Annotated in this window: 25 protein-coding genes; 13 read left to right on the top strand and 12 right to left on the bottom strand. The window is 73.3% G+C overall.

Features of this window, described 5'->3' with window-relative positions; genetic code table 11:
* The first annotated feature begins 61 nt into the window (after nt 1–61).
* Both ACFWRO_RS11135 and ACFWRO_RS11130 read left to right on the top strand, forming a co-directional pair.
* On the top strand, nt 62–1,204 hold the full coding sequence (locus ACFWRO_RS11135) for a molybdopterin-dependent oxidoreductase (RefSeq protein WP_384507551.1): 1,143 nt from the start codon (nt 62–64) through the stop codon (nt 1,202–1,204).
* The gene (locus ACFWRO_RS11130) at nt 1,204–1,626 is read left to right on the top strand and encodes a hypothetical protein (RefSeq protein ID WP_384507548.1); all 423 of its coding nucleotides are present in this window, start codon (nt 1,204–1,206) and stop codon (nt 1,624–1,626) included. The genes ACFWRO_RS11135 and ACFWRO_RS11130 overlap by 1 nt, the downstream gene beginning before the upstream one ends.
* On the opposite strand, the gene ACFWRO_RS11125 is transcribed toward ACFWRO_RS11130, so the two are convergent.
* Genes ACFWRO_RS11125 through ACFWRO_RS11115 form a run of 3 tightly spaced genes read right to left on the bottom strand, consistent with a single transcriptional unit; the run spans nt 1,608 to nt 3,666 of the window.
* Nucleotides 1,608–2,291, bottom strand: coding sequence for a methyltransferase domain-containing protein (locus ACFWRO_RS11125; RefSeq protein ID WP_384507545.1), 684 nt, complete (start codon nt 2,289–2,291; stop codon nt 1,608–1,610). The two genes, ACFWRO_RS11130 and ACFWRO_RS11125, sit on opposite strands and share 19 nt — an antisense overlap.
* Nucleotides 2,288–2,941, bottom strand: coding sequence for a DUF2064 domain-containing protein (locus ACFWRO_RS11120; protein ID WP_384507542.1), 654 nt, complete (start codon nt 2,939–2,941; stop codon nt 2,288–2,290). The genes ACFWRO_RS11125 and ACFWRO_RS11120 overlap by 4 nt, the downstream gene beginning before the upstream one ends.
* Nucleotides 2,938–3,666 (bottom strand): glycosyltransferase family 2 protein, encoded by a 729-nt coding sequence (locus ACFWRO_RS11115; protein ID WP_384507539.1) that lies wholly within the window; start codon nt 3,664–3,666, stop codon nt 2,938–2,940. Before ACFWRO_RS11115 ends, ACFWRO_RS11120 begins: the two co-directional genes overlap by 4 nt.
* Before the next feature lie 116 nt (nt 3,667–3,782).
* Here ACFWRO_RS11115 and ACFWRO_RS11110 point away from each other — a divergent pair, with 116 nt between their 5' ends.
* Nucleotides 3,783–4,559: a response regulator transcription factor gene (locus ACFWRO_RS11110; RefSeq protein WP_384507536.1), complete on the top strand. Its 777-nt coding sequence runs from the start codon at nt 3,783–3,785 to the stop codon at nt 4,557–4,559.
* Between the two features lie 3 nt (nt 4,560–4,562).
* The gene (locus ACFWRO_RS11105) at nt 4,563–5,675 is read left to right on the top strand and encodes a sensor histidine kinase (RefSeq protein ID WP_384507533.1); all 1,113 of its coding nucleotides are present in this window, start codon (nt 4,563–4,565) and stop codon (nt 5,673–5,675) included.
* On the opposite strand, the gene ACFWRO_RS11100 is transcribed toward ACFWRO_RS11105, so the two are convergent.
* From ACFWRO_RS11100 to ACFWRO_RS11085, 4 genes are all read right to left on the bottom strand, one after another.
* Nucleotides 5,650–6,705 carry an NAD-dependent epimerase/dehydratase family protein gene (locus tag ACFWRO_RS11100; RefSeq protein ID WP_384507530.1) on the bottom strand — a complete coding sequence of 352 codons (1,056 nt, stop codon included), beginning with the start codon at nt 6,703–6,705 and terminating at the stop codon, nt 5,650–5,652. The two genes, ACFWRO_RS11105 and ACFWRO_RS11100, sit on opposite strands and share 26 nt — an antisense overlap.
* A gap of 92 nt (nt 6,706–6,797) precedes the next feature.
* Nucleotides 6,798–7,517 carry a VOC family protein gene (locus tag ACFWRO_RS11095; RefSeq protein WP_384507527.1) on the bottom strand — a complete coding sequence of 240 codons (720 nt, stop codon included), beginning with the start codon at nt 7,515–7,517 and terminating at the stop codon, nt 6,798–6,800.
* A gap of 140 nt (nt 7,518–7,657) precedes the next feature.
* Nucleotides 7,658–8,275 carry a TOPRIM nucleotidyl transferase/hydrolase domain-containing protein gene (locus tag ACFWRO_RS11090; protein ID WP_384507525.1) on the bottom strand — a complete coding sequence of 206 codons (618 nt, stop codon included), beginning with the start codon at nt 8,273–8,275 and terminating at the stop codon, nt 7,658–7,660.
* 53 nt (nt 8,276–8,328) lie between these two features.
* Nucleotides 8,329–9,555 carry a cytochrome P450 gene (locus tag ACFWRO_RS11085; protein WP_384507522.1) on the bottom strand — a complete coding sequence of 409 codons (1,227 nt, stop codon included), beginning with the start codon at nt 9,553–9,555 and terminating at the stop codon, nt 8,329–8,331.
* A gap of 336 nt (nt 9,556–9,891) precedes the next feature.
* Here ACFWRO_RS11085 and ACFWRO_RS11080 point away from each other — a divergent pair, with 336 nt between their 5' ends.
* The 3 genes from ACFWRO_RS11080 to ACFWRO_RS11070 all read left to right on the top strand — a co-directional run bounded on the left by ACFWRO_RS11080 (nt 9,892) and on the right by ACFWRO_RS11070 (nt 12,871).
* Complete coding sequence (locus ACFWRO_RS11080; RefSeq protein WP_384507891.1) at nt 9,892–11,883, top strand: discoidin domain-containing protein; 1,992 nt, start codon at nt 9,892–9,894, stop codon at nt 11,881–11,883.
* 121 nt (nt 11,884–12,004) lie between these two features.
* Nucleotides 12,005–12,616: a TetR/AcrR family transcriptional regulator gene (locus ACFWRO_RS11075; protein ID WP_384507520.1), complete on the top strand. Its 612-nt coding sequence runs from the start codon at nt 12,005–12,007 to the stop codon at nt 12,614–12,616.
* 36 nt (nt 12,617–12,652) lie between these two features.
* On the top strand, nt 12,653–12,871 hold the full coding sequence (locus ACFWRO_RS11070) for a DUF6296 family protein (protein ID WP_384507518.1): 219 nt from the start codon (nt 12,653–12,655) through the stop codon (nt 12,869–12,871).
* A 66-nt stretch (nt 12,872–12,937) separates the two neighbouring features.
* Here the strand turns inward: ACFWRO_RS11070 and ACFWRO_RS11065 are convergent, their stop codons facing one another.
* Together ACFWRO_RS11065 and ACFWRO_RS11060 are read right to left on the bottom strand one after the other, a co-directional pair.
* Nucleotides 12,938–13,705 (bottom strand): NPP1 family protein, encoded by a 768-nt coding sequence (locus ACFWRO_RS11065; RefSeq protein ID WP_384507515.1) that lies wholly within the window; start codon nt 13,703–13,705, stop codon nt 12,938–12,940.
* Between the two features lie 182 nt (nt 13,706–13,887).
* Nucleotides 13,888–15,345, bottom strand: coding sequence for an MFS transporter (locus ACFWRO_RS11060; protein ID WP_384507512.1), 1,458 nt, complete (start codon nt 15,343–15,345; stop codon nt 13,888–13,890).
* Nucleotides 15,346–15,510: 165 nt separating this feature from the next.
* On the opposite strand from ACFWRO_RS11060, the gene ACFWRO_RS11055 reads away from it, so the two are divergent.
* From ACFWRO_RS11055 to ACFWRO_RS11045, 3 genes are all read left to right on the top strand, one after another.
* Complete coding sequence (locus ACFWRO_RS11055) at nt 15,511–15,987, top strand: MarR family winged helix-turn-helix transcriptional regulator (protein WP_384507509.1); 477 nt, start codon at nt 15,511–15,513, stop codon at nt 15,985–15,987.
* A gap of 10 nt (nt 15,988–15,997) precedes the next feature.
* Nucleotides 15,998–16,741, top strand: a complete 744-nt coding sequence (locus ACFWRO_RS11050) for a transporter substrate-binding domain-containing protein (protein WP_384507506.1) — start codon at nt 15,998–16,000, stop codon at nt 16,739–16,741.
* 81 nt (nt 16,742–16,822) lie between these two features.
* Nucleotides 16,823–17,008 carry a DUF1272 domain-containing protein gene (locus ACFWRO_RS11045; RefSeq protein WP_384507503.1) on the top strand — a complete coding sequence of 62 codons (186 nt, stop codon included), beginning with the start codon at nt 16,823–16,825 and terminating at the stop codon, nt 17,006–17,008.
* 4 nt (nt 17,009–17,012) lie between these two features.
* Here the strand turns inward: ACFWRO_RS11045 and yidD are convergent, their stop codons facing one another.
* The 3 genes from yidD to ACFWRO_RS11030 all read right to left on the bottom strand — a co-directional run bounded on the left by yidD (nt 17,013) and on the right by ACFWRO_RS11030 (nt 21,009).
* Nucleotides 17,013–17,444 carry a membrane protein insertion efficiency factor YidD gene (gene yidD, locus ACFWRO_RS11040; protein ID WP_384507500.1) on the bottom strand — a complete coding sequence of 144 codons (432 nt, stop codon included), beginning with the start codon at nt 17,442–17,444 and terminating at the stop codon, nt 17,013–17,015.
* Nucleotides 17,445–17,524: 80 nt separating this feature from the next.
* A complete protein-coding gene (gene fusA, locus ACFWRO_RS11035) occupies nt 17,525–19,609 on the bottom strand; it encodes an elongation factor G (protein WP_384507493.1) in 2,085 nt (694 codons plus the stop codon).
* Between the two features lie 338 nt (nt 19,610–19,947).
* Complete coding sequence (locus ACFWRO_RS11030) at nt 19,948–21,009, bottom strand: enoyl-CoA hydratase/isomerase family protein (RefSeq protein ID WP_384507490.1); 1,062 nt, start codon at nt 21,007–21,009, stop codon at nt 19,948–19,950.
* A gap of 160 nt (nt 21,010–21,169) precedes the next feature.
* Here ACFWRO_RS11030 and ACFWRO_RS11025 point away from each other — a divergent pair, with 160 nt between their 5' ends.
* From ACFWRO_RS11025 to ACFWRO_RS11015, 3 genes are read left to right on the top strand one after another with little or no spacing between them, the layout of a single operon-like run.
* Nucleotides 21,170–22,198: a 3-oxoacyl-ACP synthase III family protein gene (locus ACFWRO_RS11025; protein ID WP_384507487.1), complete on the top strand. Its 1,029-nt coding sequence runs from the start codon at nt 21,170–21,172 to the stop codon at nt 22,196–22,198.
* Nucleotides 22,195–22,938: a glycosyltransferase family A protein gene (locus tag ACFWRO_RS11020; protein ID WP_384507484.1), complete on the top strand. Its 744-nt coding sequence runs from the start codon at nt 22,195–22,197 to the stop codon at nt 22,936–22,938. Before ACFWRO_RS11025 ends, ACFWRO_RS11020 begins: the two co-directional genes overlap by 4 nt.
* Nucleotides 22,938–24,428, top strand: coding sequence for a class I adenylate-forming enzyme family protein (locus ACFWRO_RS11015; protein ID WP_384507481.1), 1,491 nt, complete (start codon nt 22,938–22,940; stop codon nt 24,426–24,428). Before ACFWRO_RS11020 ends, ACFWRO_RS11015 begins: the two co-directional genes overlap by 1 nt.
* Nucleotides 24,429–24,432 lie beyond the last annotated feature (4 nt).

The following is a 24,432-nucleotide window of genomic DNA, read 5'->3' as shown; positions in this document are numbered from 1 at the left end:
CCGTCTTTCGTAAGGAGTCGATCCCCCCTCTCGCCGCCCGGTGGACGGTGAGATGGAACGCATGACACCGCGCATCGCGCCTCCCCCACTGCCCACGTTCCGCGCCCGTCTCCATGACGCGAGGACGGCCACCCTGCTCGGCCGCCGGCTCGGGCTCGCCCTCACGGTCTGCTTCTTCACGGGCGTCACGAGCCACTATCTGCAGCGGCCGCCGGACTGGCTCGCCGACGTCCTGCCGAGCCGGCCGACGTGGGGGTACCGCTTCAGCCAGGGGCTGCACGTGGCGAGCGGGATCGCCGCGATCCCGCTGCTGATGGCGAAGTTGTGGGCCGTGTATCCGAGGCTGTTCGTCCGGCCGCCGGTCCGGTCCGTGCGGCACGCGCTGGAGCGACTCTCGGTGGCCGTCCTGGTCGCGGCGGGGGTGTTCGAGCTGTTCACCGGCTTGCTGAACATCGTCGAGTGGTACCCGTGGCCCTTCTCCTTCGTTCCCGTGCACTTCGCCGTGGCCTGGCTCCTCGCGGGCGCCCTGCTGCTGCACGTCGCCGTCAAGTGGCCGGACATCCGGGCTCATTGGGGGCGCCGTTCGGAGGGGACCCTCAAGCTCCCCGCCGAGGACGAGGTCGACCGGCGGTCGCTCCTGACGGGCGTCGCGGCGGGTGTCGCGGCGGTGACGCTGACGACGGTGGGCCAGTCGTTCACCCCGCTGAAGCGCCTCGACCTGCTGGCGCCTCGTCACCCGGACCACGGGACGCAGGGGCTGCCGGTGAACCGTACGGCCGTCGCGGCCGGGGTGAGCGCGGCGACGGCGCGCGACTGGCGGCTGACGGTGGCCGGCCCCCGGCCCTACGCGCTGAGCCTGGCCGAGTTGCGGGCCCTGCCCCAGACCGAGGTGCGGCTGCCGATCGCCTGCGTGGAGGGGTGGAGTGTGGAGGCCGAATGGACCGGCGTACGGATCCGGGACCTGCTGGAGCGGGCGGGTGCGCCGCCGCGTTCCCGGGTACGGGTGGTGTCCCTGGAACTCCGGGGCGCGTACCGGGTGATGGAGATGGGCGCGTCGTACGCGGAGGATCCGCTGACCCTGCTGGCGCTGCGGCTGAACGGGCAGGTGCTCTCGCTCGACCACGGCTTCCCGGCCCGGATCATCGCGCCGAACCGGCCGGGTGTGCTGCAGACCAAGTGGGTCGCCGGACTGGAGGTGCTGTGATGGGAGTCCGGTACGCGCTGGGCGCCCTGGGCGTCGCGATGATGGGGCTCGGCGGGGTCCTGACGCTACGCACGGGGACGGCCGGTGAGGTGGTTCTCTGGCTGGCGGGGGCGATCGTGCTGCACGACGGGCTGATCGCGCCGCTCGTCCTCGGTGCCGGGCCGCTGCTCGCCGCCCTGCCCGCGCGCGGCACCGTGCGCGGTGGTCTGATCGTCGCGGGGGCGCTGACACTGGTCGCGCTGCCCTTGATGCTACGGCCGGGCAGCGCGCCCAACCCGACGGTCCTTCCCCTGGACTACGTCCGCAACTGGCTGGTCCTGATAGGGGTGGTGGCCGTCGGAACGGGCGCGCTGCTCGGCGTACGGCGACTGGCTCGGCGCCGGCCGTCTCAGCGACGGCTGTCTCAGCGACGGCGGAGCTGAAGGAAGCTGCGTCCCTCGGCCCGCCAGCGGCGTTCGACCCGCCACCCGGAGGCGTCGGCGTACGCGGGCAGGGCCCGGGCGCCGACGCGCGCCCAGGGGAAGTCGGCGCCGCGCGCGCCGCGTCCGTCGACGACCCGGACCTCGACCCGCTCGTCGACCTCGGGCCCCGCGGCCTCCACGAGGGCCTGTCCGCCGGGCGCCACGAGGGCGGCGGCGCGGGCGAGGAGGCCGCCGGGGTCGCCGCCGATGCCGATGTTGCCGTCCATCAACAGGACGGTGCCCCAGCGGCCCTCGCCCGGCAGCGGGTCGAAGACGGACCGGCACAGGGCGGTGCCGCCGCCGGAGACCGTGCGGTCCACGGCCGCCTGGCACACGTCGATGCCGAGCACGGGCCGGCCGGCGGCGGCCAGCGCGTGCACCAGGCGCCCCGGTCCGCAGCCGACGTCGAGGACGGCGCCCTCGCAGCGGGCGAGCACGGTGGCGTCGGCCGGGTCGGCCTCCGCGCACCACCGTTCGACCTCCAGGGGCAGGAGCCAGCCGTCCGCCCGCCGGAGGAACAGCGGCCCCCGGCCGGATCGGAGGGCGTCGCCCCAGGGATCGGCGCGCCAGGCGCGGCGGGGGGCCGGCGGGCGTGCGGCTGTCGTCTCCGACTCCATCGCGCTCATGCGGTCCCGGTCCAGGCGCCGTCCCGAACGTTGGTGGCGGTCGCGGTCAACTCCTCGTGGCAGGCGGCGAACCGGCTGCGCGGGGCCTGCGCGGCGACCGTGCGCGCGTCGGCGGCCGTGTCGACGTCCCGGAGCCGCGGCAGGTCTCGTACCCGCAGGCCTGCGGCGGTGAGGCGGCCGCGCTGGACCGCTCCGGTCTCCGGTACGGACATGGGCACCCCACGCAACAGGGCGGGGTCGGGGACGGCGAGGCCCAGCGCCCAGAAGCCGCCGTCCTCGGCCGGTCCGAGCCACGCGTCGCAGGCGCCGAAGTCGAGCCCGGAGCCCAGGAGTTCGGGGGTGACCTGAGGGGTGTCCATGCCGATCAGCAGGGTGGGACCCGTACAGCGGGCGAAGGCGGCGGCGAGGCGTTCGTCCAGGTCGCCCGGGCTCTGGGCGACGACCTCGAAGCCGTGCGGGAGCCAGTCGCCGGGTGCCCCGTCGAGGGCGAGGACGCGGCGGTCGGCGGGCGTGTCGCGCACGGTCGCCAGGGTGTCGGCGAGAGCGGCCTCGGCGAGGCGGGCTGCCTGGTGGGGCGTGAAGGGCGGGGTGAGCCGGGTCTTGACCCGGCCCGGTACGGGTTCCTTGGCGATGACGAGGAGCGTGCTCACCGGTGCGCCTCCGACGCGACCGCCCGCGCGGGCCGTGGTGCCTCACGGAGCACCTCGCGCATGTCCTGAACGGCCTGCCAGGTGCCCCGCCAGGTTCCGGTGACCTTGGACTTTCCCGTACGGGACAGGTACGGGACGTCCCGCTCGCTCACCCGCCACCCGGCGTCGGCGGCTCGGACGACCATCTGGAGGGGGTAGCCGCTGCGTCGGTCGGTGAGGTCGAGGGCGAGCAGCGCCTCGCGGCGTGCGGCGCGCATCGGGCCGAGGTCGTGGAGGCGGAGTCCGGTGCGGCGGTGCAGCATCCGGGCGAGGGCGAGGTTACCGGCCCGGGCGTGGAGCGGCCAGGCGTCGCGCGACCGGGGCCGTCGGCGACCCAGGACCAGGTCGGCCTCCCCCGCCGCGACCTCGGCGGCGAACGGCACGAGGAGCGCGGGGTCGAGGGAGCCGTCGCAGTCGCAGAAGCAGACGATGTCCGCGTCGGCGGCCAGCAGGCCCGCGTGGCAGGCCGCTCCGAAACCGCGGCGGGGTTCCGTGACGACGGTCGCGCCGAGGGCGCGGGCGAGGGCCGGGGAACCGTCGGTCGACCCGTTGTCGACGACGATCGCGCGCCAGCCGGGCGGCACCCTCTCCAGGACCCAGGGCAGTGCCCCGGCCTCGTCGAGGCAGGGCAGGACAACGTTCACCGCGTACGTGGTCGCGGAAGGCGAGTCGTTCACGGGCTTCACCGTACGAATCCCGCACGGACAAAAGGGCTGTGCGAACCTTACGAAACACGGACATCGCTCCCCTTGCTCCGACCCGGGCGCGACCCGCGCCGCACTCCGGTGCGAGGCTGACTCCCATGCAGCAGCGTGAACAGCCCTCGCGGACAGCACCGCGCGTCCTGGTCGTGGACGACGATCCGACCGTCGCCGAAGTGGTCACCGGCTATCTGGAGCGGGGCGGCTTCGTCGTCGACCGGGCGGCCGACGGGCCGTCCGCGCTGGCTGCCGCCGGGGCACGGTGGCCGGACCTGGTGGTCCTCGACCTGATGCTGCCGGGCATGGACGGCCTGGAGGTCTGCCGGGAGTTGCGCAGGCGCGGGCCATTGCCGGTGATCATGCTGACGGCGCGCACCGAGGAGGAGGACCGGATCCTCGGCCTGGAGATCGGGGCGGACGACTACGTCACCAAGCCCTTCAGCCCGCGTGAGCTGGTGCTGCGGGTGGAGGCGGTGCTGCGCCGTCACACCGAGGTCCGGCGGCCGGGCGCGTTGCTGCGCGCGGGTGACCTGGAGGTAGACCCGGCGGCGCGCCGTGCGGTGAAGGGCGGGCACCAACTGGCTCTGACTCTGCGGGAGTTCGACCTGCTGACCTACTTCATGCGGCATCCGGGCGAGGTGTGCGACCGCGAGCGGCTGATGCGGGAGGTGTGGGGCTGGGACTTCGGTGATCTGTCGACGGTCACGGTCCACATCCGGCGGCTGCGCGGGAAGGTAGAGGAGGACGCGGCCAACCCGCTGCTGATCCGGACGGTGTGGGGTGTCGGGTACCGCTTCGACGCGACGGGACGACCCGACGTGGTGCCCGGCCAGGCGCCCGGTCTCGCTTCCGACTCCCCCACGACGACGGAGGGCTGAGCCGTGGGCGACATCATCCTCATCGCCGTCTACGCCTTCGTGGGCGCGGCGGCGGCCGGTCTGATCGGGGCCGGTCTGCTGCGGTTGTGCCGGCGCCGTTCGGTGGCGGTGTCACTGGCCGTCGTGGCGTCCGTCGCCGTGACGGCGATGCTCTCCGGGACGCTCGCGGTGGCCTGGGCGATGTTCCTTTCGCCGCACGACCTGTGGGTGGTGACCACGGTCGTCGCGATGGCGGCCGTCGTCTCGCTCGGTACGTCGCTGCTCCTCGGCCGTCGCGTGGTCGTGAGCGCCAGGGAACTCGCCGTGGCCGCGCGGGACTTCGGCGAGGGCGGGGTGTTCACCGCGCCCGGTGTGCCCGCTCCGGCCGAATTCGCCACGCTCAGCCGCGAGTTGTCGGCGACCAGTGAGCGGCTCACCGCGTCCCGGGAGCGCGAGCGCAACCTGGAGGCGTCCCGCCGGGAGCTGGTGGCCTGGATCTCGCACGACCTGCGGACCCCGCTGGCCGGACTGCGGGCCATGTCCGAGGCGCTGGAGGACGGTGTGGTCGCCGATCCGGTGCGCTACCACCGGCAGATCCGGACCGAGGTGGACCGGCTCAACAGCATGGTGGGCGATCTGTTCGAGCTCTCCCGCATCCACGCGGGCGCGTTGACGCTGAGCCCGGCGCGGATGTCGGTGCACGACCTGGTGGGCGACGCGCTGGCGGGCGCGGTGCCGCTCGCGCGGGAACAGGGGGTACGGCTCGTGGGCGACCGGGTCGCCGAGGTGCCGGTGGAGGTCGACGGCCGGGAGATGACGCGGGTGCTCGCGAACCTGCTGGTGAACGCCATCCGTCACACGCCGGCCGACGGCACGGTCGCCGTCGCGGCCGAGCGCCGCGCCGAGTCCGTGGTCCTGTCGGTCACGGACGGCTGCGGCGGCATCCCCGAGGACGCGCTGCCCCGCGTCTTCGACACGGGGTGGCGCGGTACGGAGGCCCGTACGCCTCCGGGCGGCGCCGGGCTCGGTCTGGCAATCGTCCAGGGCATCGTGGAGGCGCACATGGGCCGTGCCGACGTGCGGAACGTGGACGGCGGTTGCCGGTTCGAGGTCACGCTCCCCGCAGCCCGCTCGTAGCGAACTCGGTCATGCCGTCGGCGAAGCCGACCTCGGGTCGCCACCCCAGGTCGGCGCGGAGGCGGGCGGAGTCGGCGGTGATGTGGCGTACGTCGCCGAGCCGGTACTCCCCCGTGACCACCGGCGCCGGCCCGCCGTGCGCGGCGGCTAGCGCGGCCGCCATCCCGCCGACCGTACGGGGGTCGCCGCTGCCGGTGTTGTACGAGGTCAGGCCCGCGGGCGCCCGGTCGTCGAGGGCTTCCAGGGCGAGGACGTTCGCGGCGGCCACGTCGCGCACGTGGACGAAGTCCCGGCGCTGGCCGCCGTCCTCGAAGACGCGGGGTGCCTCGCCGCGGGCGAGGGCGGAGCGGAAGAGGGAGGCGACGCCGGCGTACGGGGTGTCGCGGGGCATGCGGGGCCCGTAGACGTTGTGGTAGCGCAGAGAGACGGCGCGGCCGCCGGTGGCGCGGGCCCAGGAGGCGGCGAGGTGTTCCTGGGTGAGCTTGGTGGTGGCGTACACGTTGCGCGGGTCGGCGGGGGCGTCCTCGGCGACCAGGCCGGGCGCGAGGTCGGCGCCGCAGGTGGGGCAGCGGGGCTCGAAGCGGCCCGCCGCGAGGTCGCGTTCGGCGCGGGGTCCTGGGCGGACGGGGCCGTGGGCGGGGCAGTCGTAGCGGCCCTCGCCGTAGACGACCATGGAGCCCGCGAGCACGAGTCGGTCGACGGCGGCCTCGGCCATGGCGGCGAGGAGGACGGCGGTGCCGAGGTCGTTGCAGGAGACGTAGTCGGGGGCGTCGGCGAAGTCCTTGCCGAGGCCGACCATGGCGGCCTGATGGCACACCGCCCGCACACCCATGAGGGCGCGCGCGACGGCCTCCCGGTCCCGCACGTCGCCGTGCACCCACTCACCGACGGCGGGCGGGGACGGGGCGGGCCCATGGTGGGCGGTCGGGAGGAGGCCATCGAGCACGACGGGCTGATGGCCGCGGGCGGCGAGGGCCTCGACGACATGGGAGCCGATGAAGCCCGCGCCGCCGGTCACGAGTACACGCATGCGGATCACGGTACGGAGGAGGCGGGGGTCTTCCGGGGGCGTGCGCGCCGATGTCCCGGTTCCGTAAGGAGAGGTGTCCGCCCGCCGGCGGCTCAGCGGGGCGACAGGACGCGGAACTCCTGGCCGTCGGGGTCGGCGAGGACGACCCACCCGTTGTCGCCGGGAGTCTCCACGCGGGTGGCGCCCAGGGCGAGCAGGCGGTCGACCTCCGCCTGCTGGTCTCCGCCGGCGGGGAGGGCGAGATCGAAGCGCAGCCGGTCCCTGGCCGCCCGCTCCATCAGGGGCGGGCCGCCCCAGGTGACCTTCGGGCCGCCGTGGGGCGAGCGGACGGCGGTCTCCTGGTCCTGGTCCCAGACCAGCGGCCAGCCGAGCGCCCGGCTCCAGAAGTACCCGACCGCCTGTGAGCCGTCGCACGCGAGCGCCCCGATGAAGCCGCATTCGGCGAGGAAGGCGTTGCCCGGCTCGATCACACAGAACTCGTTGCCCTCGGGGTCGGCGAGCACGAAGTGGCCGTCGTCGGGCGTCTGGCCGATGTCGATGTGGCGGGCGCCGAGGTCCAGCGCCTTGGCGACGACGGCCTGCTGGTCGTCGAGCGAGGTGCTCGTCAGGTCGAAGTGCATCGGGTTCTGGACCGACTTGGGCTCGTCGGTCGGGAGGAACCGGAGCCGGAAGCCGGTGTCGTCGCCCGGCAGGAGGACGATGCCGTCGTCGGGGTCGTCGACCTGCTCCCAGCCGAGGAAGCCCTCCCAGAAACCGGAGAGACCGACCGGGTCGTGCGCGTCGATGCAGAGGGCGTGGAGGTGGGACGTCATCCCTCGGTGTCCGTTCCGCCGGTGCGTCGCCCCGGCAAGCAGCTGGTCGTACGGTTCCTGGTGCGTGCGTGCCGAGCCTCGCCGTTCGGCGCCCGAACGGTCAACCGATATACGGCCGCCGGGAAGGGCCCCCAGGGCCCTCACAGGCTCCCGAACAGCTCGTCCAGCGGGGCCGGTACCCGCTCGGGGGCGAGGGCTTCGACGAGGAGGCGGCCGTAGCGGATCTTGCGGCCCTTCTTCGTGCCGAGGAAGCGCCGCAACTGCCGGTGCCGGGGGCTGCCGTGGTGGGCGGGCTGGTGCAGGAAGGTCTGCCAGGGGCGGAGGTCGCCCTCGGCGGCGACGATCTCCTCGACGGTCGCCGTGCCGAGTGCGCGGATGAGTTCGTCCTCCAGGTCGGCCGCGCACACGAAGACGTCCCGGCGTGGCGTCCCGGCGCGATCGAGGGCGCGGTCGAAGAAGGGCCGTTCGCGCTCGTCGCACAGGCCGGTCAGGCGCAGGCCGAGGCCGCAGGGCCCGAGGAGGTCGGCGTAGCGGCCCACGCTCATCGCCCCGCCCATCGCCACCACGCACACGCCCTCGGCGGCCAGGTCCCGGCCCCGGCGTTCGGCCAGGGCCTCGACGGCCGCGAGGTCGCTCAGCCCTTCGAGCAGCACCGCCGTACGCACGGCAAGCCGGCCCGCCAGTTCCTCCGCCGCACCGCCGGGACCGCCGCTCGCCCACACGCCGACCGCGTCCTGGAACGCCCGCATCTCCACCATGGGGCCGAGTCTGCCCGCCGACAGCCGGCACGGCACCGGAATATTCGTACCGGCTAGGCCGTCGCGTGCAGGTGGACCGGGAGGCTCTGGTGGCCGTTGCTGATCAGGGACGGCAGGGTCTTGAGGTCCTCCGGGTCGACCGCCAGGGCGAGGCCGGGGAAGCGGGTGAAGAGGTGCTCCAGGGCGGTCGCCACCTCCAGGCGGGCGAGCGGGGCGCCCAGACAGAAGTGGATGCCGTGGCCGAAGGCCAGGTGGTCCTTGGTGGCGCGGGTGACGTCGAAGGTGTCGGCCGTCGGGCCGTGCCAGTCGGGGTGGCGGTTGGCGGCCGCGTAGGAGGCGAGGATCGCGTCGCCGCGGGCGATGGTCCGGCCGTCGGGGAGCGGGATGTCGGTGACCGCGTAGCGGAGCGGGAGGTGCTTGACGGCCGGTTCGAGGCGGAGGGTCTCCTCCACGACGTCGCCCCAGCCGGAGCGGCCGGCGCGCAGGTGGGCGAGCTGGTCGGGGTGGGTGAGGAGGGAGGTGACCGCCTGATCGATGACGTTCACGGTCGTCTCGTACCCGGCGCTGATGACCAGCAGGAGGGTGTCGCGCAGTTCGGCCTCGGTCAGGGTGGAGCCGTCCTCGTCGCGGGCGGTGATGAGGAGCGAGGTCATGTCGTCGCCGGGATCGGCGCGTTTGGCGGCGATGAGGTCGTCGAGGAGGCCGTAGAGGCGCCCGGCGTTGGCCGTGGCCTCCTCGGTGGTGAGGGTGGTGTCGAAGACGCCGTCCACGAGCGCGCGGAAGCCCTCGCGGCGCGCCTCCGGGACGCCCATCATGTGGCCGATGAGGGCGATAGGCAGCGGGTACGCGAGGCGTTCGCGCAGGTCGACGACCGCGCCGCGAGGTTCGGCCGCCAGGTCGTCGAGGAGCCCGGTGACCAGGGCTTCGACGACGGGGCGCAGCGTGGCGACGCGGCGGGCGGTGAACGCGGGGGCGACCAGGCGGCGGAGCCGGGCGTGGTCGGAGCCGTAGGCGGTGAACATGTTGGAGACCGCGACCCACAGCGCGAGCGGCCACTCGGGGACGGCCTTGTCGAACTCGGGCCAGTGGCGACGCCCGTCCTTGGACACGTCCGGGCCTGTCAGGAGCTTCCTGAGCAGCAGCGGGTCGGAGACCGACCACGCCCGCACGCCGAGGACGTCCACGAGGGCGGCGGCGCCGTGGGCGCGCAGCAGCCGGTGCTCGGCGTGGTGGTCGGCGCCGGTGGGGTCGAGCACGATCGGGGGGTTCGGCCTGATCACAGTGGTTCCTCTCGCGGGCGTACGGGGGCGGGAGCCCTCGTCAAGACTGGCGGGCCGCACGTTCTGACGGAAGATCAGAATGCGGCCGGGGTGGCCTGTTCGCGTACGCGCCCCGGCCTTCAGGTCATTTGTCCCGGACTCTTGACTCCGCTCGCGGCAGTCGGGATCCTCGACCCACCTTTCGCACGGAACATGACAATCTCGCGCTCCGCCGCACGCACACCGCCCCCTCGACCGAAGACGTGAGTGATGCCCATGAGACCCCCCACGCGCAGCCGTACGTCCGGCAGGCGCGGGCCGCTGGCCGTGCTGGCGCTGCTGCTCGCCACCGTGACCATGCTGCTCGCCCCCGCCTCCGGTTCCGCCGCCGATCCCTCCTGGTGGAACCCCTCCGCCCGTCCCGCGCCCGACTCCCAGATCAACGTCACCGGTGAGCCGTTCAAGGGCACGAACGACAAGGGCGAGGTGCGCGGGTTCGTCGACGCGCACAACCACCTGATGTCCAACGAGGCCTTCGGCGGGCGCCTCATCTGCGGTCAGACCTTCTCCGTGAAGGGCGTGGCCGACGCGCTCAAGGACTGCCCCGAGCACTACCCCGACGGTTCGCTCGCGATCTTCGACTTCATCACCAAGGGCGGCGACGGCAAGCACGACCCTGACGGCTGGCCGACGTTCAAGGACTGGCCGGCCCACGACTCGCTCACCCACCAGCAGAACTACTACGCCTGGGTGGAGCGGGCCTGGCGCGGCGGCCAGCGGGTCCTCGTCAACGACCTCGTCACCAACGGGGTCATCTGCTCGGTCTACTTCTTCAAGGACCGCAGCTGCGACGAGATGACCTCGATCCGCCTGCAGGCCCGCAAGACGTACGAGATGCAGGAGTACATCGACACGATGTTCGGCGGCCCGGGCAAGGGCTGGTTCCGGATCGTCACCGACTCCGAGCAGGCCCGTCAGGTCATCGAGCAGGGCAAGCTGGCGGTCGTCCTCGGCGTCGAGACCTCCGAACCCTTCGGCTGCAAGCAGATCCTGGACATCTCGCAGTGCAGCAAGGCGGACATCGACCGCGGCCTGGACGAGCTGCACGGGCTCGGCGTGCGCAGCATGTTCCTGTGCCACAAGTTCGACAACGCGCTCTGCGGGGTCCGCTTCGACTCCGGGGCGCTCGGCACGGCGATCAACGTGGGCCAGTTCCTGTCCACCGGGACCTTCTGGAAGACCGAGCAGTGCGCGGGCCCGCAGCAGGACAACCCGATCGGGCTCGCCGCGGCGCCGAACGCGCAGAAGGAGCTGCCGGCCGGCGTGAGCGTGCCCGCGTACAGCCAGGACGCCCGGTGCAACACCCGCGGGCTCACCGATCTCGGCGAGTACGCGGTGCGCGGGATGATGAAACGCAAGATGATGCTGGAACTGGACCACATGAGCGTGAAGGCCGCCGGCCGGGCCTTCGACATCATGGAGTCGGTGTCCTACCCCGGCGCGATCTCCTCGCACAGCTGGATGGACAGCAGCTGGACCGAACGGCTGTACAAGCTCGGCGGGTTCGCCGCCCAGTACATGAACGGGTCCGAGGCGTTCAGCGCGGAGGCCAAGGCCAAGGACGCCCTGCGCGACAAGTACGACGTTGGCTACGGCTACGGCACCGACATGAACGGCGTCGGCGGCTGGCCCGGCCCGCGCGGCGCCGACGCGCCGAACAAGGTCACGTACCCCTTCCGCAGCACCGACGGCGGCTCCGTCATCGACCGGCAGACCACCGGGCAGCGGACCTGGGACCTCAACACCGACGGAGCCTCGCACAACGGCCTGGTGCCGGACTGGATCGAGGACATCCGGCAGGTCGGCGGCCAGGACGTGGTGAACGACCTGTTCCGGGGCGCCGAGTCCTACCTCGACACCTGGGGCGCCTCCGAGCGGCACCGGGCCGGCGTGAACCTGGCCGCGCGCGCACCCGCCTCGGCGTCCACCACGGAGTGGTGGAACCCGTTCACCACCTTCTCGGCGGACCGGACCGTCGACGGTGACCCGGGGACGCGGTGGGCGAGCGAGTGGAAGGACGACCAGTGGCTCCGCATCGACCTCGGAGAGCCGCAGCTGGTCAAGCGCGTCACGCTCGACTGGGAGCGGGCGTACGGGAAGGCGTACCGCGTCGAGCTCTCCGACGACGGCACGAACTGGCGCACGGCCTGGTCCACCACTACCGGTGACGGCGGCCTGGACACCGTCCAGTTCGCGGGCACGACCGCCAGGTACCTCCGGGTGTACGGGGTGTCCCGCGGCACCCAGTGGGGGTACTCGCTCCGGGAGGTCGGCGTCTACAGCGGCTGACGGAGAGCCGCGATCCTTGGGTGGGACGGGGTGGGGTGACCGGACGGTCGCCCCACCCCGTCCCGTACGAGCACAAGCACAAGCACGAGCACGAGCACGAGCACGAGAAGGGAACCAGCGCATGTCGCGTATGCCGCTCGCCGAACGGCGCCGCCAGTTGACGGAGGCCGCGATCCGGGCGATGACGCGGGACGGCGTGCCGAGGACGACGACCCGGTCCATCGCCGCCGAGGCGGGCGTGTCGCTGAGCGTCTTCCACTACTGCTTCGACTCCAAGCAGGCCCTGCTCGAGTCCGTGATCACGGCGATCACGGACCACTACGTGGGGACGGTGAAGAAGGCGCTGCGGCCGCGCGACACGTTCCGGGAGACGCTCCGGGCCGGGTTCGAGGCGTACTGGGAGCACGTACGGGCCCGTCCGGGCGAGCACATGCTGACGTACGAACTCACCCAGTACGCGCTGCGCACCCCCGGGTTCGAGCCACTGGCCCGCCGTCAGCACGAGCGGTACGCCGAGATCTACCGCGAGCTCATCGAGGAGCTCGACGCGAGCATGATGCTCGAGCTGCGGGTGCCCGTGCCGGTGCTCGCCCGCTATCTGGCGGCGGTCACGGACGGCCTGACCCTGAACCTCCTCGTCGTGGGCCACGACGACGAGTCCACGGCCGCGCTCCTCGACCTGGTCACCGATCAGGTCGCCGTGCTCGTCGTGGACGCGCGCGCGGCCGAATGACCGGTTTCGGCATCAGGTGTCGGTATAAACAGGCGCATGCACCGTGCCGAACGTTATGAGCTGACCTTTCCGGTGTCGGGTGACTCCATCGTGGTCACCCGGACGGACCGCAAGGGGGCCGGTGGGCATCCCGTGTACTCCGACGAGACGGGCATCGTGCAGGCCGAGATCGACGAGCACGGGAACGTACGCATGCTCGCGAGCGGCGGACACCAGAGCCACGACGTGCCCGCACGCGCCGAGCCGGTGGACTGACCCGGCGGTCCGGGCGCCCCGGCTCACGGCGCGGCGGGCGACGTGCGCCGGGGCGCCCGGCGAGGCTCAGGCGTACGGGTCGAAGGGGATGCCGGCCGGCTTCGCCTTCGCGAGGTGGGGGGCGAAGCTGCCGTCCTTCAGCCCGAAGTGGGCGCTGCCGAAGTTCGCCTGGCTGAGCTTGTCGCGCAGCCCGGCGGGGTAGCCGTTCCAGCCGACCAGGGCCGGGAACTGCCACTGGCCCTTGTGGTTCTCCGGCGGCTCGTCGTTGGAGTTGGCGGGACGGAAGCAGTGAGTGCTCACGCCGTCCTTGTGATAGACGACCTTGGGGTGCGTGCCGTCCCAGCGGATCTGGTCGCGGCCGTAGGTGTTGAAGTTGCCGTGCGCCGAGGTGGAGACGTACTTCGCCTCGTTGTTCTGGATCCAGACCACGACGTGCTCCCAGTCGTGGCGGTGGCCGCCGAGGCTGATCCCGGGTATCGCCTGGTCCTTCTCGAAGTACAGGCCGTAGAGCACGGCACACCAGCCGTTGTTGCACTTGGCACGGGAGTACCCGTTGGTGTTGTCGAGGTCCCAGGCGTCCCGGCACGAGCCGTTGAGGGCGCCGGAGGGGTTGAGGCCCGGGTTGATGGTGCCGTCGGGGCCGATGGCCGACGTGGAGTAACAGCCGTCCGTGTCGTAGTCGTAGGCGGGCTGGAACGTCTGCTCGAGCCCGTCGGCGTTGGCGGGCAGCGGCGGGGGCGGCGCCGCGAACGCGCTGCCCGAGACGGCGACGACCAGCACGATGCTGCTGCCGAGGGTGACGGAGACCCGGCGGATCCACGAACTCGTCTTCAACTGCGTCCTCCTGACGGACCGCGACGCGGGGTGCGAGGCGGGTGTGATGCGGGATGCCGTGCGCGCGTGATGCCGTGCGCGCGTGCGCGATTGGCATGCCCAGATCAGTTGTCTCGAACCCCGCTGTCGCGTGGAGAACCGGCCGATGACGGCGCGATGAAGGGAGGCGGTCGCCGGTCCCGTCAGACCTTCGCCCCGGAGGGCACGTTCGGCGCCGCGGCACCCTCACCGGTCCGGCCGGTCTCGGCCTCCGGTCCGACCGGGATGAGGAAGGCGACGGCGGCCGCCGCGAGCCCCACCCCGCTGCCGATGAGCAGGGCGACCCTGAAAGCGCCCTCGGAGGGCAGGAGATGACCGGCGAAGTCCGTGGTCATCTGGGCGAGGACCACGCCCATCACCGCGGCGGAGACGGAGCTGCCGATCGAACGCATCAGGGTGTTGAAGCTGTTGGCCGACGCGGTCTCGGAGCGGGGCACGGCGCCCATGATGAGGGCGGGCATCGCGCCGTACGCGAGGCCCACGCCGGTGTTGCAGACGAGGGTCACGACGAGCAGGCCGACGGTCGAGCCCATGAGCGGCAGGGCGCACGCGTAGCCGACGGCGATGATCAGGCTGCCGACGCCGAGGGTGATCTTGGGGCCGCGCGCGGCCGTGAGCTTGGCGCCGAGCGGGGCGAGGATCATCATCATGAGCCCGGCCGGGGCCATCCAGAGCCCCATCGCGAGCATCGACTGGCCCAGGCCGTAGCCGGTGGCCTCGGGAAGCTGGAGGAGCTGGGGCACGACGAGCGACTGGGCGTACATCGCGAAACCGACCAGGACCGACGCCAGGTTGGTCATCAGCACCAGCGGGCGGGCGGTGAGGCGGAGGTCCACCAGCGGCTCGGCGGTACGCAGTTCCCACCAGCCCCAGACGAGGAGAGCGACGACCGACGTGGCGAGCAGACCGAGCGTCGTCCCGCTGGTCCAGCCCCAGTCGGAGCCCTTGGAGACACCGAGCAGCAGGCAGATCAGCGCGCCGCCGAGACCGATCGCGCCGGGCACGTCGAAGCGGCCGGCGTCGGACGCAGTACGGCCCGCGGGCACGAGCAGCCGTACGAGCACGCCGACCACCGTGGCCAGGGCGGCGACGACCCAGAACAGCACGCGCCAGCTGGCGTTCTCGGCGACGGCGGCGGAGAAGGGGAGGCCGAGCGCGCCGCCCACGCCCATGGAGGCGCTGATCAGGGCGATGGACGCGCCAAGGCGCTCCGGCGGCAGGACGTCGCGCAACAGGCTGATGCCGAGCGGGACCACGCCCATGCCCAGGCCCTGGAGGCCTCGGCCGACGATCATCGGGACGACGGTCGAGGAGAGCGCGCAGACGACCGAGCCCACGACGAGGGGCGCAACGGAGACGAGCAGCATGCGCCGCTTGCCGTACATGTCACCCAGTCGCCCGGCGACGGGCGTGGCCACCGCCGCCGACAGGAGGGTGGCGGTGACCACCCAGGACGCGTTGGAGGCGGTGGTGCCGAAGAGTCTGGGCAGGTCGCCGAGGAGGGGCACCACCAGGGTCTGGGTGAGCGCGGCCACGATGCCCGCGAAGGCGAGGACGCCGACGACGCCGCGGGGGCGGGCGTCGGTCTTGGAGCTGGTCACGGGGTTCTCCCTAGGGGCAACGCGCCTACGACACGACAGGGGGGCGGGTAGGGCGGCAAGAGGGCGGGGCAGAGTGACATGCATGATGCACATCGAGTGCAGGATACACATCATCTGTACCATGCATAGGACCGGTGAAGCCGCACGGGCGGGGAGGATGGGGCCATGGAAAAGCCCACGCACCTGATCGAGTTCGAGAGCATGCTCGTCGGGCGGCACTCGCATCTGTTTGACCCCCGTGCGCGCGGCGCGCGCGGGCGGCTCGACCGGAGCGCCTATGTGCTGCTCAGCCGCATCGAGATCGACGGGCCGCTCTCCATCGGGCAACTGAGCGACGCCTTCGGCCTGGACGCGTCCACGCTCAACCGGCAGACCGCGGCGATGCTGAAGGCCGGGGTGGTCGAACGGATCCCGGACCCCGACGGCGGGATCGCCCGGAAGTTCAGCATCACGGCGGAGGGGCGGCAGCGGCTGGACGCGGACCGGGCCGCCAACGTCCACGGTCTGGAGCGGGTCCTGGAGAAGTGGACGCCCGAGGAGGTGGCCGACTTCGCCTCGTACCTGCGGCGCTTCAACAGCGACATCGAGCGCCTGGAGGGCCGCCCCTGGCCCCGCCCCAAGGCCCGTGAGGACACGCCCTAGACTCCGGCGCATGACGACCGCCACCGCCGACCTCGCCCGGGATCTCGCGCCGACCGGCGTCCTGCGGGCATCGATCAACCTGGGCAACCCGGTCCTCGCGCAGGGCACGCCCGACTCCCCCGGTGGGGTCACGGTCGACCTCGCCCGGGAGATCGGCGCGCGCCTCGGCCTGCCGGTCGAGTTCGTCTGCTTCGACGCGGCGCGCAAGTCCTACGAGGCGATGGCCACGGGCCGCGCGGACCTCTGTTTCCTCGCCGTGGAGCCGGCGCGCGAGGCCGAGGTCGCCTTCACGGCGCCGTACGTCGTGATCGAGGGGGTCTACGCGGTGCCCACCGCCTCGGAGTTCACCGCCCCCGCCGAGGTGGACCGGGACGGTCTACGGATCGGCGTCAAGCGCGGTTCCGCGTACGACCTCTACCTCACGCGCACGCTGCGGCACGCCACCCTGGTACGAGGCGAGGAGGGCGCGGACGTCTTCCTCGCCGAGGGCCTGGAGGTCGCGGCGGGCATCAGGCAGCCGATGACCGCGTTCGTCGCGGCGCACCCGGAACTCCGGCTGATCGAGGACCGGTTCATGGAGATCCGGCAGGCCGTCGGCACGACGAAGGAACGGCGGCCGGAGACCGTACGGTTCCTGACCGACCTCGTGGAGGAGTTGAAGGCCGGCGGATTCGTGGCCGAGTCGCTGCGGCGCTCGCACCAGTCCCCCGGCCTGGTGGCGCCGCCCCGGCCCGACGCGACCCGATCGTGTTGATCACTGGCCCTCACCGCGCTTTCGGGCACCCGACCCGGCCGGGACAGTGGAGTGAACCCCGAATCACGGTGAGGAAGAACGATGGCTCTGGAGATGCGTGAGACCTGCGAGCGCTGCGAGACGGCGACGCTGCCGCAGGACGCGCCCGCACTCATCTGTACGTACGAGTGCACCTTCTGCGTGCCCTGCGGCGACGCCATGGCCGGCGTCTGCCCCAACTGCGGCGGCGAGCTGGTCCCCCGCCCGCGGCGAGCCCTCACCGCCTGACGTGTCAGTGCGGGACCGGGTCGGTGTAGCCGCTGCGGCGGGCCGCTCCCGGGCGGCAGCGCAGGAGCCGCGCCGCCGTCAGCAGGGTGCCGCGCAGCGCGCCGTGGCGGTGCAGGGCCTTGACGGCGTACGTCGAACAGGTGGGGGTGTACGGGCAGCACGGCGGCCGGGTCGGGCTGATCGTGTCCCGGTAGAACCCCACGGCCCCGTGCAGCGCCCCGGCCACCCGCCCCGACGGCCGACCGGCGGACGGGCGCGCGCCGGACGAGGGGCGCGGCCTCCCCAGGAGGAGGGCGGTGAGCGCCACCAACGCCATTTGAGGGCAGTACATACCGCAGGCCGAGCACTGGTCGGCCGCCCCCGCGCAGCAGCCTTCCTCGCCGTCCTCGCGCCGCTTCCGCCGCCGCGCACGCGCGGACTCCCTCGATGACGTCACTTCGCCCCCCCTCAACGATCCGCCCGATCATACGTTTGGGACGGGCCCGCCCTCGTGTCGGGCGGGCCCGTCCCCTGCCGTCACCGGGCCGTCGTGCCGACCGCGGCAGCGGCCGGCGCCGGGGCGTAGCCCGTCGGCCGGGCGGTGAACGTGCCCCGGCCCTGGGTGCGGCCGCGCAGCCGGGACGCGTAGCCGAACAGCTCGGCCAGCGGAACGGTCGCGGTCAGGACCGCCGTTCCGGCGCGAGCCGTCGAGCCGGTGACCCGGCCGCGTCGGGCCGCCAGGTCACCGAGCACACCGCCCACGGCGCTGTCCGGCACCGTGACGGTGACCTCGACGACGGGCTCCAGGAGCGTCATCGCGCACGCTCGCAGCGCCTCGCGGAGCGCGAAGCGGCCCGCCGTGCGGAACGCCATCTCCGAGGAGTCCTTGGAGTGGGTCGCCCCGTCGGTGAGCGTCACCCGCACGCCCGTGACCGGGTGGCCGCCGAGCGGGCCCTCCGCGAGCGCGTCGCGGCAGCCGGCCTCGACCGCGCGGACGTACTCCTGCGGTACGCGGCCGCCCGTGACGGTGGAGGAGAAGACGAACTCCCCTTCTTCCGCCGCGCCGACCGGCTCGACGTCCAGGACGACGTGCGCGAACTGGCCCGCGCCACCGTCCTGTTTGACGTGCCGGTACACCAGGCCCGACACCCCGCGCGCCACCGTCTCCCGGTAGGCGACCTGCGGCCTGCCGACCGCGATCTCCAGGCCCTGGGCCCGGCGGATCTTCTCCACGGCCACCTCAAGGTGCAGTTCGCCCAGGCCCGAGAGCACGGTCTGACCGGTCTCGGGGTCGGTCCGGACCGTCAACGAGGGGTCCTCCTCGACGAGTCGGGCCAGCGCGGACGCCAGCCGGTCGGTGTCCAGGCTCCGGCGCGCCTCGACCGCCACGGAGACGACCGGGTCGGCCGGCGTGGGTGGTTCGAGGAGCAGCGGGGCGGAGGGCGTGCAGAGCGTCGCACCGGCGCGGGCCTCCTTCACGCCGACGACCGCGACGATGTCGCCGGCCCGAGCGAAGTCCACCTCGGTGTTCCGGTCGGCCTGCACGCGCAGGATCCGGCCGACGCGCTCGGTGCGCCGGGCGGCGACGTCGAGCACCGTGTCCCCCTTTCCGATGGTCCCCGCGTACACGCGGAGGTAGGTGAGCCGCCCGGTGGCGGTCGAGTTGACCTTGAAGACGAGCGCGGCGAAAGGTTCCGCCGGGTCGGCCGCCCGTTCCCGTTCCGCGCCGTCCAGGGTGCCGCGCACGGGCGGCACGTCCAGGGGCGAGGGCAGGTAGGAGACGACGGCGTCGAGCAGCGGTTCCGTACCCCGGTTGCGGTAGGCGGAGCCGCAGAGCACGACGACGCCCTCGCCGGTCCGGGTCAGGTCGCGCAGCGCCGCGGTGAGGGTGTCCGCGCCGAGCGCGGACGTGGCGCAGAACTCCTCCAGGGCGTCCGGATGGAGCTCGGCGACCGCCTCTTCCAGGGCGCGGCGCCTGAGCCGTGCCTCCGCCACGAGCTCCTCGGGGACGGGCCCTTCGGTGTACGTGTCGGCGCCCGTCTCCCAGACCAGGGCGCGCAGGCGCACCAGGTCCACGACGCCGGTGAAGGCGTCCTCGCGGCCGATGGGCAGCTGGACGACGAGCGGAACGGTGTGCAGGCGGTCCCGGATCGACGCGACGGCCGTGTCCAGATCGGCGCCCGCGCGGTCCAGCTTGTTGACGAACGCGATCCGGGGGACGCCGTGCCGGTCGGCCTGGCGCCACACGGTCTCGCTCTGCGGCTCGACCCCGGCGACGGCGTCGAACACGGCGATCGCGCCGTCGAGGACGCGCAGCGAGCGCTCCACCTCGTCGGAGAAGTCGACGTGTCCTGGCGTGTCGATGAGGTTGATCCGGTGGTCGTCCCAGACGCAGCTGACGGCCGCGGCGAAGATGGTGATGCCGCGGTCGCGTTCCTGGGTGTCGAAGTCGGTGACGGTGGTGCCCTCGTGGACCTCGCCGCGTTTGTGGACGGCGCCGGTGAGGTAGAGCATCCGCTCGGTCACGGTGGTCTTGCCGGCGTCGACGTGGGCGAGGATGCCCAGGTTGCGGACGCGGTTCAGGGGGCTGGTGGGGAGCTGACGGGAAAGCGGGGTACGCACGGCCCGGACCTTTCGGTGGGTACGAGAAAGGGTCGGCGCGATTCCCGGACGAAGCGGCCCGGAGGCGGGCGGAGGAGAAGACCTCGCGGCGGACGGCGCGCGCTTCTCGCGGCGCACACGGGCATGCGGGGTCGTCAGGTGTTCGTCACGGGGTCCGGTGGCGGCCGCGCAGCCGGCACCGGAGGGACCGGGACGTCAGGATCACGTCGTACCGGGACCGGGGAACGACGACGGTGGTGTGGCAACACACGGTCGGGCTCCCCTCGTTCGGTCGTCGGCGCGCGCGCCGTGATCTCGGCGGTGCGTGCTGCGAGTGTAGGGAGGGGAGCCCGGCCGGGTCACCGGGTTTTCGGGAGGTCCCGTTCGGCGAAGTACGCCGCCACGTCGGCGTCCGTGACCTCGGCGAGCGTGGCCGGGGTCCAGCGCGGGGCGCGGTCCTTGTCGATCACCTGGGCACGGATGCCCTCGACGAGGTCGGCGGAGGTGAGGGCGGCGTGGGAGAGCCGGAACTCCATGGCCAGGACAGCCTCCAGGGAGTCCAGGCTCCGGGCCCGGCGGAGCGCCGCGAGCGTGACCTTGAGGGCCGTGGGCGACCTGCTCAGAAGGGTGGTGGCGGTCTCCTTGGCCTCGGTGATCCCGGAGTCGAGGAGCCGGTCGATGATCTCCTCGACGGTGGGTGCGGCGTACGCCGTGTCGATCCAGTCGCGTGCGGCGGCGAGGCGCCCGGGCGGGGCGGTCGCGGCGAACCGCGGCAGCACCTCGTGCGCGGGGGCGCGCGTGAGCTCCTCGGCAAGGCGGGGAAGGTCCTCGGACGGTACGAAGTGGTCGGCGAGGCCGGTCAGGAGGGCGTCGGCGGCGTCCGCCTGAGCGCCGGTCAGGGCGAGATGGGTGCCCAGTTCGCCGGGCGCCCGGCTCAGCAGATACGTACCGCCGACGTCGGGGACGAAGCCGATGCCCGTCTCCGGCATCGCCACGCGCGAGCGTTCCGTGACGACGCGGACCGAGCCGTGGGCCGAGACGCCGACTCCGCCGCCCATCACGATGCCGTCCATGAGGGCGACGTAGGGCTTGGGGTAGCGGGCGATGCGGGCGTTGAGCCGGTACTCGTCCCGCCAGAAGCCGAGGGTCGCCGTGCCGCCCGCGCGGGCGTCCTCGTAGATGGCCCGGATGTCGCCTCCGGCGCACAGTCCGCGTTCGCCCGCGCCCTGGATGACGACGGTCTCGACCGCCTGGTCGTCCTCCCAGGCGGTCAGCGCCTCGTCGACGCCGAGCACCATGGCGTGGGTGAGCGCGTTGAGGGCGCGGGGCCGGTTCAGGGTGAGGAGACCGGCCCGTCCTTCGGTCCGGGCGAGGACGTGCGGGCCGTCCGCGTCCGGCGGGGTGTCCTGGTTGAGTCGCATGGTCGCGTCGCCTTCCTCCGAACGATCTTCCGGCCACCGTATCGGCACGGTCCGCGGCCCTCCGGCACCGGGATTCCCCCAGGACCGGGGGCTTTCCCCCAGGCCGGATGAGTACGGGCACTCAGGCGGCGGCCCCCGCGGCGTTCGTAGCCTCGGTCGTATGAACAGTCATCAGGCCGTCGCCGACGGCCCCCTCCGTGTCGGGATCACCGGGGTCGGCGCCTGCCTGCCCGAGCAGGTCGTGGATTCGGAGGAGCTGCGCCGGCGGGTCGTCGCCGGCAGCGGGATGGCGCTGCCCGCCGGGGTGTTCGAGCGGGCGACCGGGATCGTGACGCGCAGGGCCGTGCGGCCGGGCGAGTACGCCTCCACCCTGGCGGTCGGGGCCGCCCGGCAGGCGCTCGGGCGGGCCGGGGTCGAGCCGGCGGACGTCGACCTGCTGGTGTTCGCCTCCGCCACGCGCGACATGGTGGAACCGGCCACCGCGCACATCGTGCAGGCCGAACTGGGCTCCCGGGCCCATGCGTTGGACGTCACCAACGCCTGCAACAGCTTCGTCAACGGCATCGACCTGGCCCGTACGATGATCCTGGCCGGGCGCGCCCGGCGGGCCCTCGTCGTCACCGGGGAGACCCCGAGCAGGGCCGTCCGGCACGACCCCGCCGACCTGGCCCAGTTCCGCGACGGGTTCGCCGGCTACACCTTCGGCGACGCGGGCGCCGCGGTGGTCCTGGAGACGGTGGAGCGGGGTGGGATCCTCGACGTGGACAGCGAGACGCACTCCGAACACTGGCCGGTCGGCGGGATATTCGGCGGCGGTTCACGCCATCCGCGCGGCGACGAGCACACGTACTTCCAGGGTGACGGCAGCGAGCTGCGCGAGGTGTTCGAGAAGGTGGGCACGTCGGTGATCGACCGGATGCGCCACCGTACGGGCCTCGACTGGCGCCACTTCCGGCACGTCCTGGTCCATCAGGTGACCGTGCCGTATCTGCGGCGGTTCGTGGAGATCACCGGCGTCCCCGAGGACCGTCTCGTCGTCACCGTCCCCGAGCTCGGCAACATCGCGAGCGCGACGCTCGGCGTTCAACTGGACCGGGTTCAAGGGGACTTGAAGCCTGGGGACCGGGTGCTGTTCGTGGGGCTCGGCGGTGGCGTGAGCATCATGACGATGGTGTGGGAGAAGGCATGAGCGACGCGCTGTGGGTGGTGGTGCCCGCGCATCAGGAGGCCGCGCGCATCGGCGCCACGCTGGAGGCGCTGGCCGCCCAGGCGGACCGGGACTTCGAGCTGGTCGTCGTCGACAACGCCTCCGAGGACGACACCGCCGCGATCGCCCGGGACTTCGCCCGGCGGGCGCCGTTCCCCGTCCATGTGCTCGACGAGCGTGACAAGGGCGTGGGGTGCGCCGTGGACACCGGCTTCCGGTACGCGATCGGGCGCGGGGCCGGGCTCCTGGCCCGGACGGACGCCGACTGCCTGCCGCGCCCCGGCTGGACGGCCGCCGCGCGGACCGCGCTGGGCGAGGGCGCGGGCCTGGTGTGCGGCCGGATCGACGCCCGCCGCGACGAGCACGGGCCGGTCGGGCGGGCCCTGTTCCGTACGCTCGTCCGCGTCGCCGCGTTCTTCGGGCGGGTGCGCCCGGCGCATCGGCGGCGGCACGGCTATCTCGCGCCGTACCGGATGCACGCGGGCAACAACATGGCCATCACGGCGCACTTGTACGAGGCCGTCGGCGGGATGCCCCGCCGTCCCTCCCCCACCGACCGGCTCTTCCTGAACCGGGTGCGCCGCTCCACCACGGCGATCGTGCACGCCCGCGACATGGTCGTGGAGAACTCCACGCGGCGGCTGCGCGCGTACGGGGTCGTCGGCACCGCCCGCTGGTACCTGGACCGGGGACCGGGGCGGCACGGAGAGGACCCGCGCTGATGCTGGACGCTCTCGCCCACACCCTGCGGTCGCGTCCCGACCGTCCGGCCGTGCTCGGCACGACCCGCTCCGGTTCCGTCCGGACGAAGGCCACGTGCGGGGAGCTGGCCGACCTCGCCGACGGGTACGCCGGCGCGCTGCACGCGCGCGGGCTGCGGCGCGGCGACACCGTCGGGGTCGCGGTGCGGCCCGGTCCGCGCGCGCTCGCCGTGCTGCTCGCCGTGCACCGGCTCGGCCTGCGGGCGGCCGTGCTCGACCCCGGTGCAGGACCGGACGTGCTGCGGGCCCGCCTGGCCCTTGCCCGCCCCGACCTCGTGCTCGCCGACGCGACCGCCCAGGCGGTGGCCGGCTGGGCGCGGCCGCTCGTCCGGCGGGCCCGGCTCGCGCTGCCGGACCTCGCGGACCTTGGCGGCCCCGTCGTCACTGTCGGCCGGCGGCTGCCGGGGTGTGCCCCCGCGTTGTCGTCCCGGCCGGCGGGTACGCGTGCGTCGGTGCTGCCGCGCGCGGTGGACGAGGACGGGGACGCGGTGATCGTCTTCACCTCGGGCACGACCTCGCGGCCGCGCGCTGTCGTCCACACCCGTTCCTCACTGGCCGCGGGCATGGCCACGGTGACCGAACTCGTGTGCCCGGAGCCGGAGTTGCCCGTGCTCGGCGGCACGTTCTTCGTCCTCGTTCCGTCACTCGCGAACGGCGCGCCGGTCGCACTCCCGGCCCGCTCGCCGCGAGCACTGGCGCGGCAGTTGCACCGACTGGCCCCGCAGGCCACCTATCTGACGCCACCTCAACTGCGGGCCGCGCTTGCGGTGGACGCGCGGTTCGGCGGGCGGGTGTGGACCGGTTCGGCGCCGGCGAGCGCGGAACTGCTCACGCGGGTGCGGCGAGCGGGGGCGGAGGAGGCGTGGGGGGTGTACGCGCTGACCGAGCTGTTCCCGGCCGCAGCGGTCGAACAGGCGGAGAAGGCGGCGTTCACGGGCGACGGCGACCTCGTGGGCGCGCCGCTGCCGGGGGTTGCGGCCCGGCCGGGACCGGGCGGCGAGCTGCTGCTCTCCGGCCACGCCGCCCGGCACCGCTACCTCGGGGAGGAGCCCGAGCCGTGGGTACGCACCGGTGACCAGGGGCGGCTCGACGCGGCCGGCCGGATCGTGCTCGCGGGCCGCAGCAAGGACATGGTCCTGCGGCGGGCGGAGAACATCTACCCCGGTCTCTACGAACCCGCGCTGCACGTGCCGGGTGTCGAACTGGCCCTCCTGGTGGGCGTCCCGGCAGGGGACGGCGACGAACGCCTCGTCGCCGTCGTCCAGCCCCACCACGAGGCCGACCCCGCCCGGGTCCGGGCCGCCCTGGCCGCCCCCCTGCGCCGCATGGGCACGGCCCGCCCGGACACCCTCCTCCTCGCCGACATCCCGCTGTCCGGCCGCTCCCGGAAGCCGGACCGCGCGGCGACGGCGAGACTCGCGGCGGCGCGGACGACGGGGGCGGGGCGATGAGGGT

It is taken from the genome of Streptomyces sp. NPDC058579, from assembly GCF_042718575.1.
Taxonomy (GTDB): Bacteria; Actinomycetota; Actinomycetes; order Streptomycetales; family Streptomycetaceae; genus Streptomyces.
This window is presented reverse-complemented; position numbering and strand designations above follow the sequence as displayed.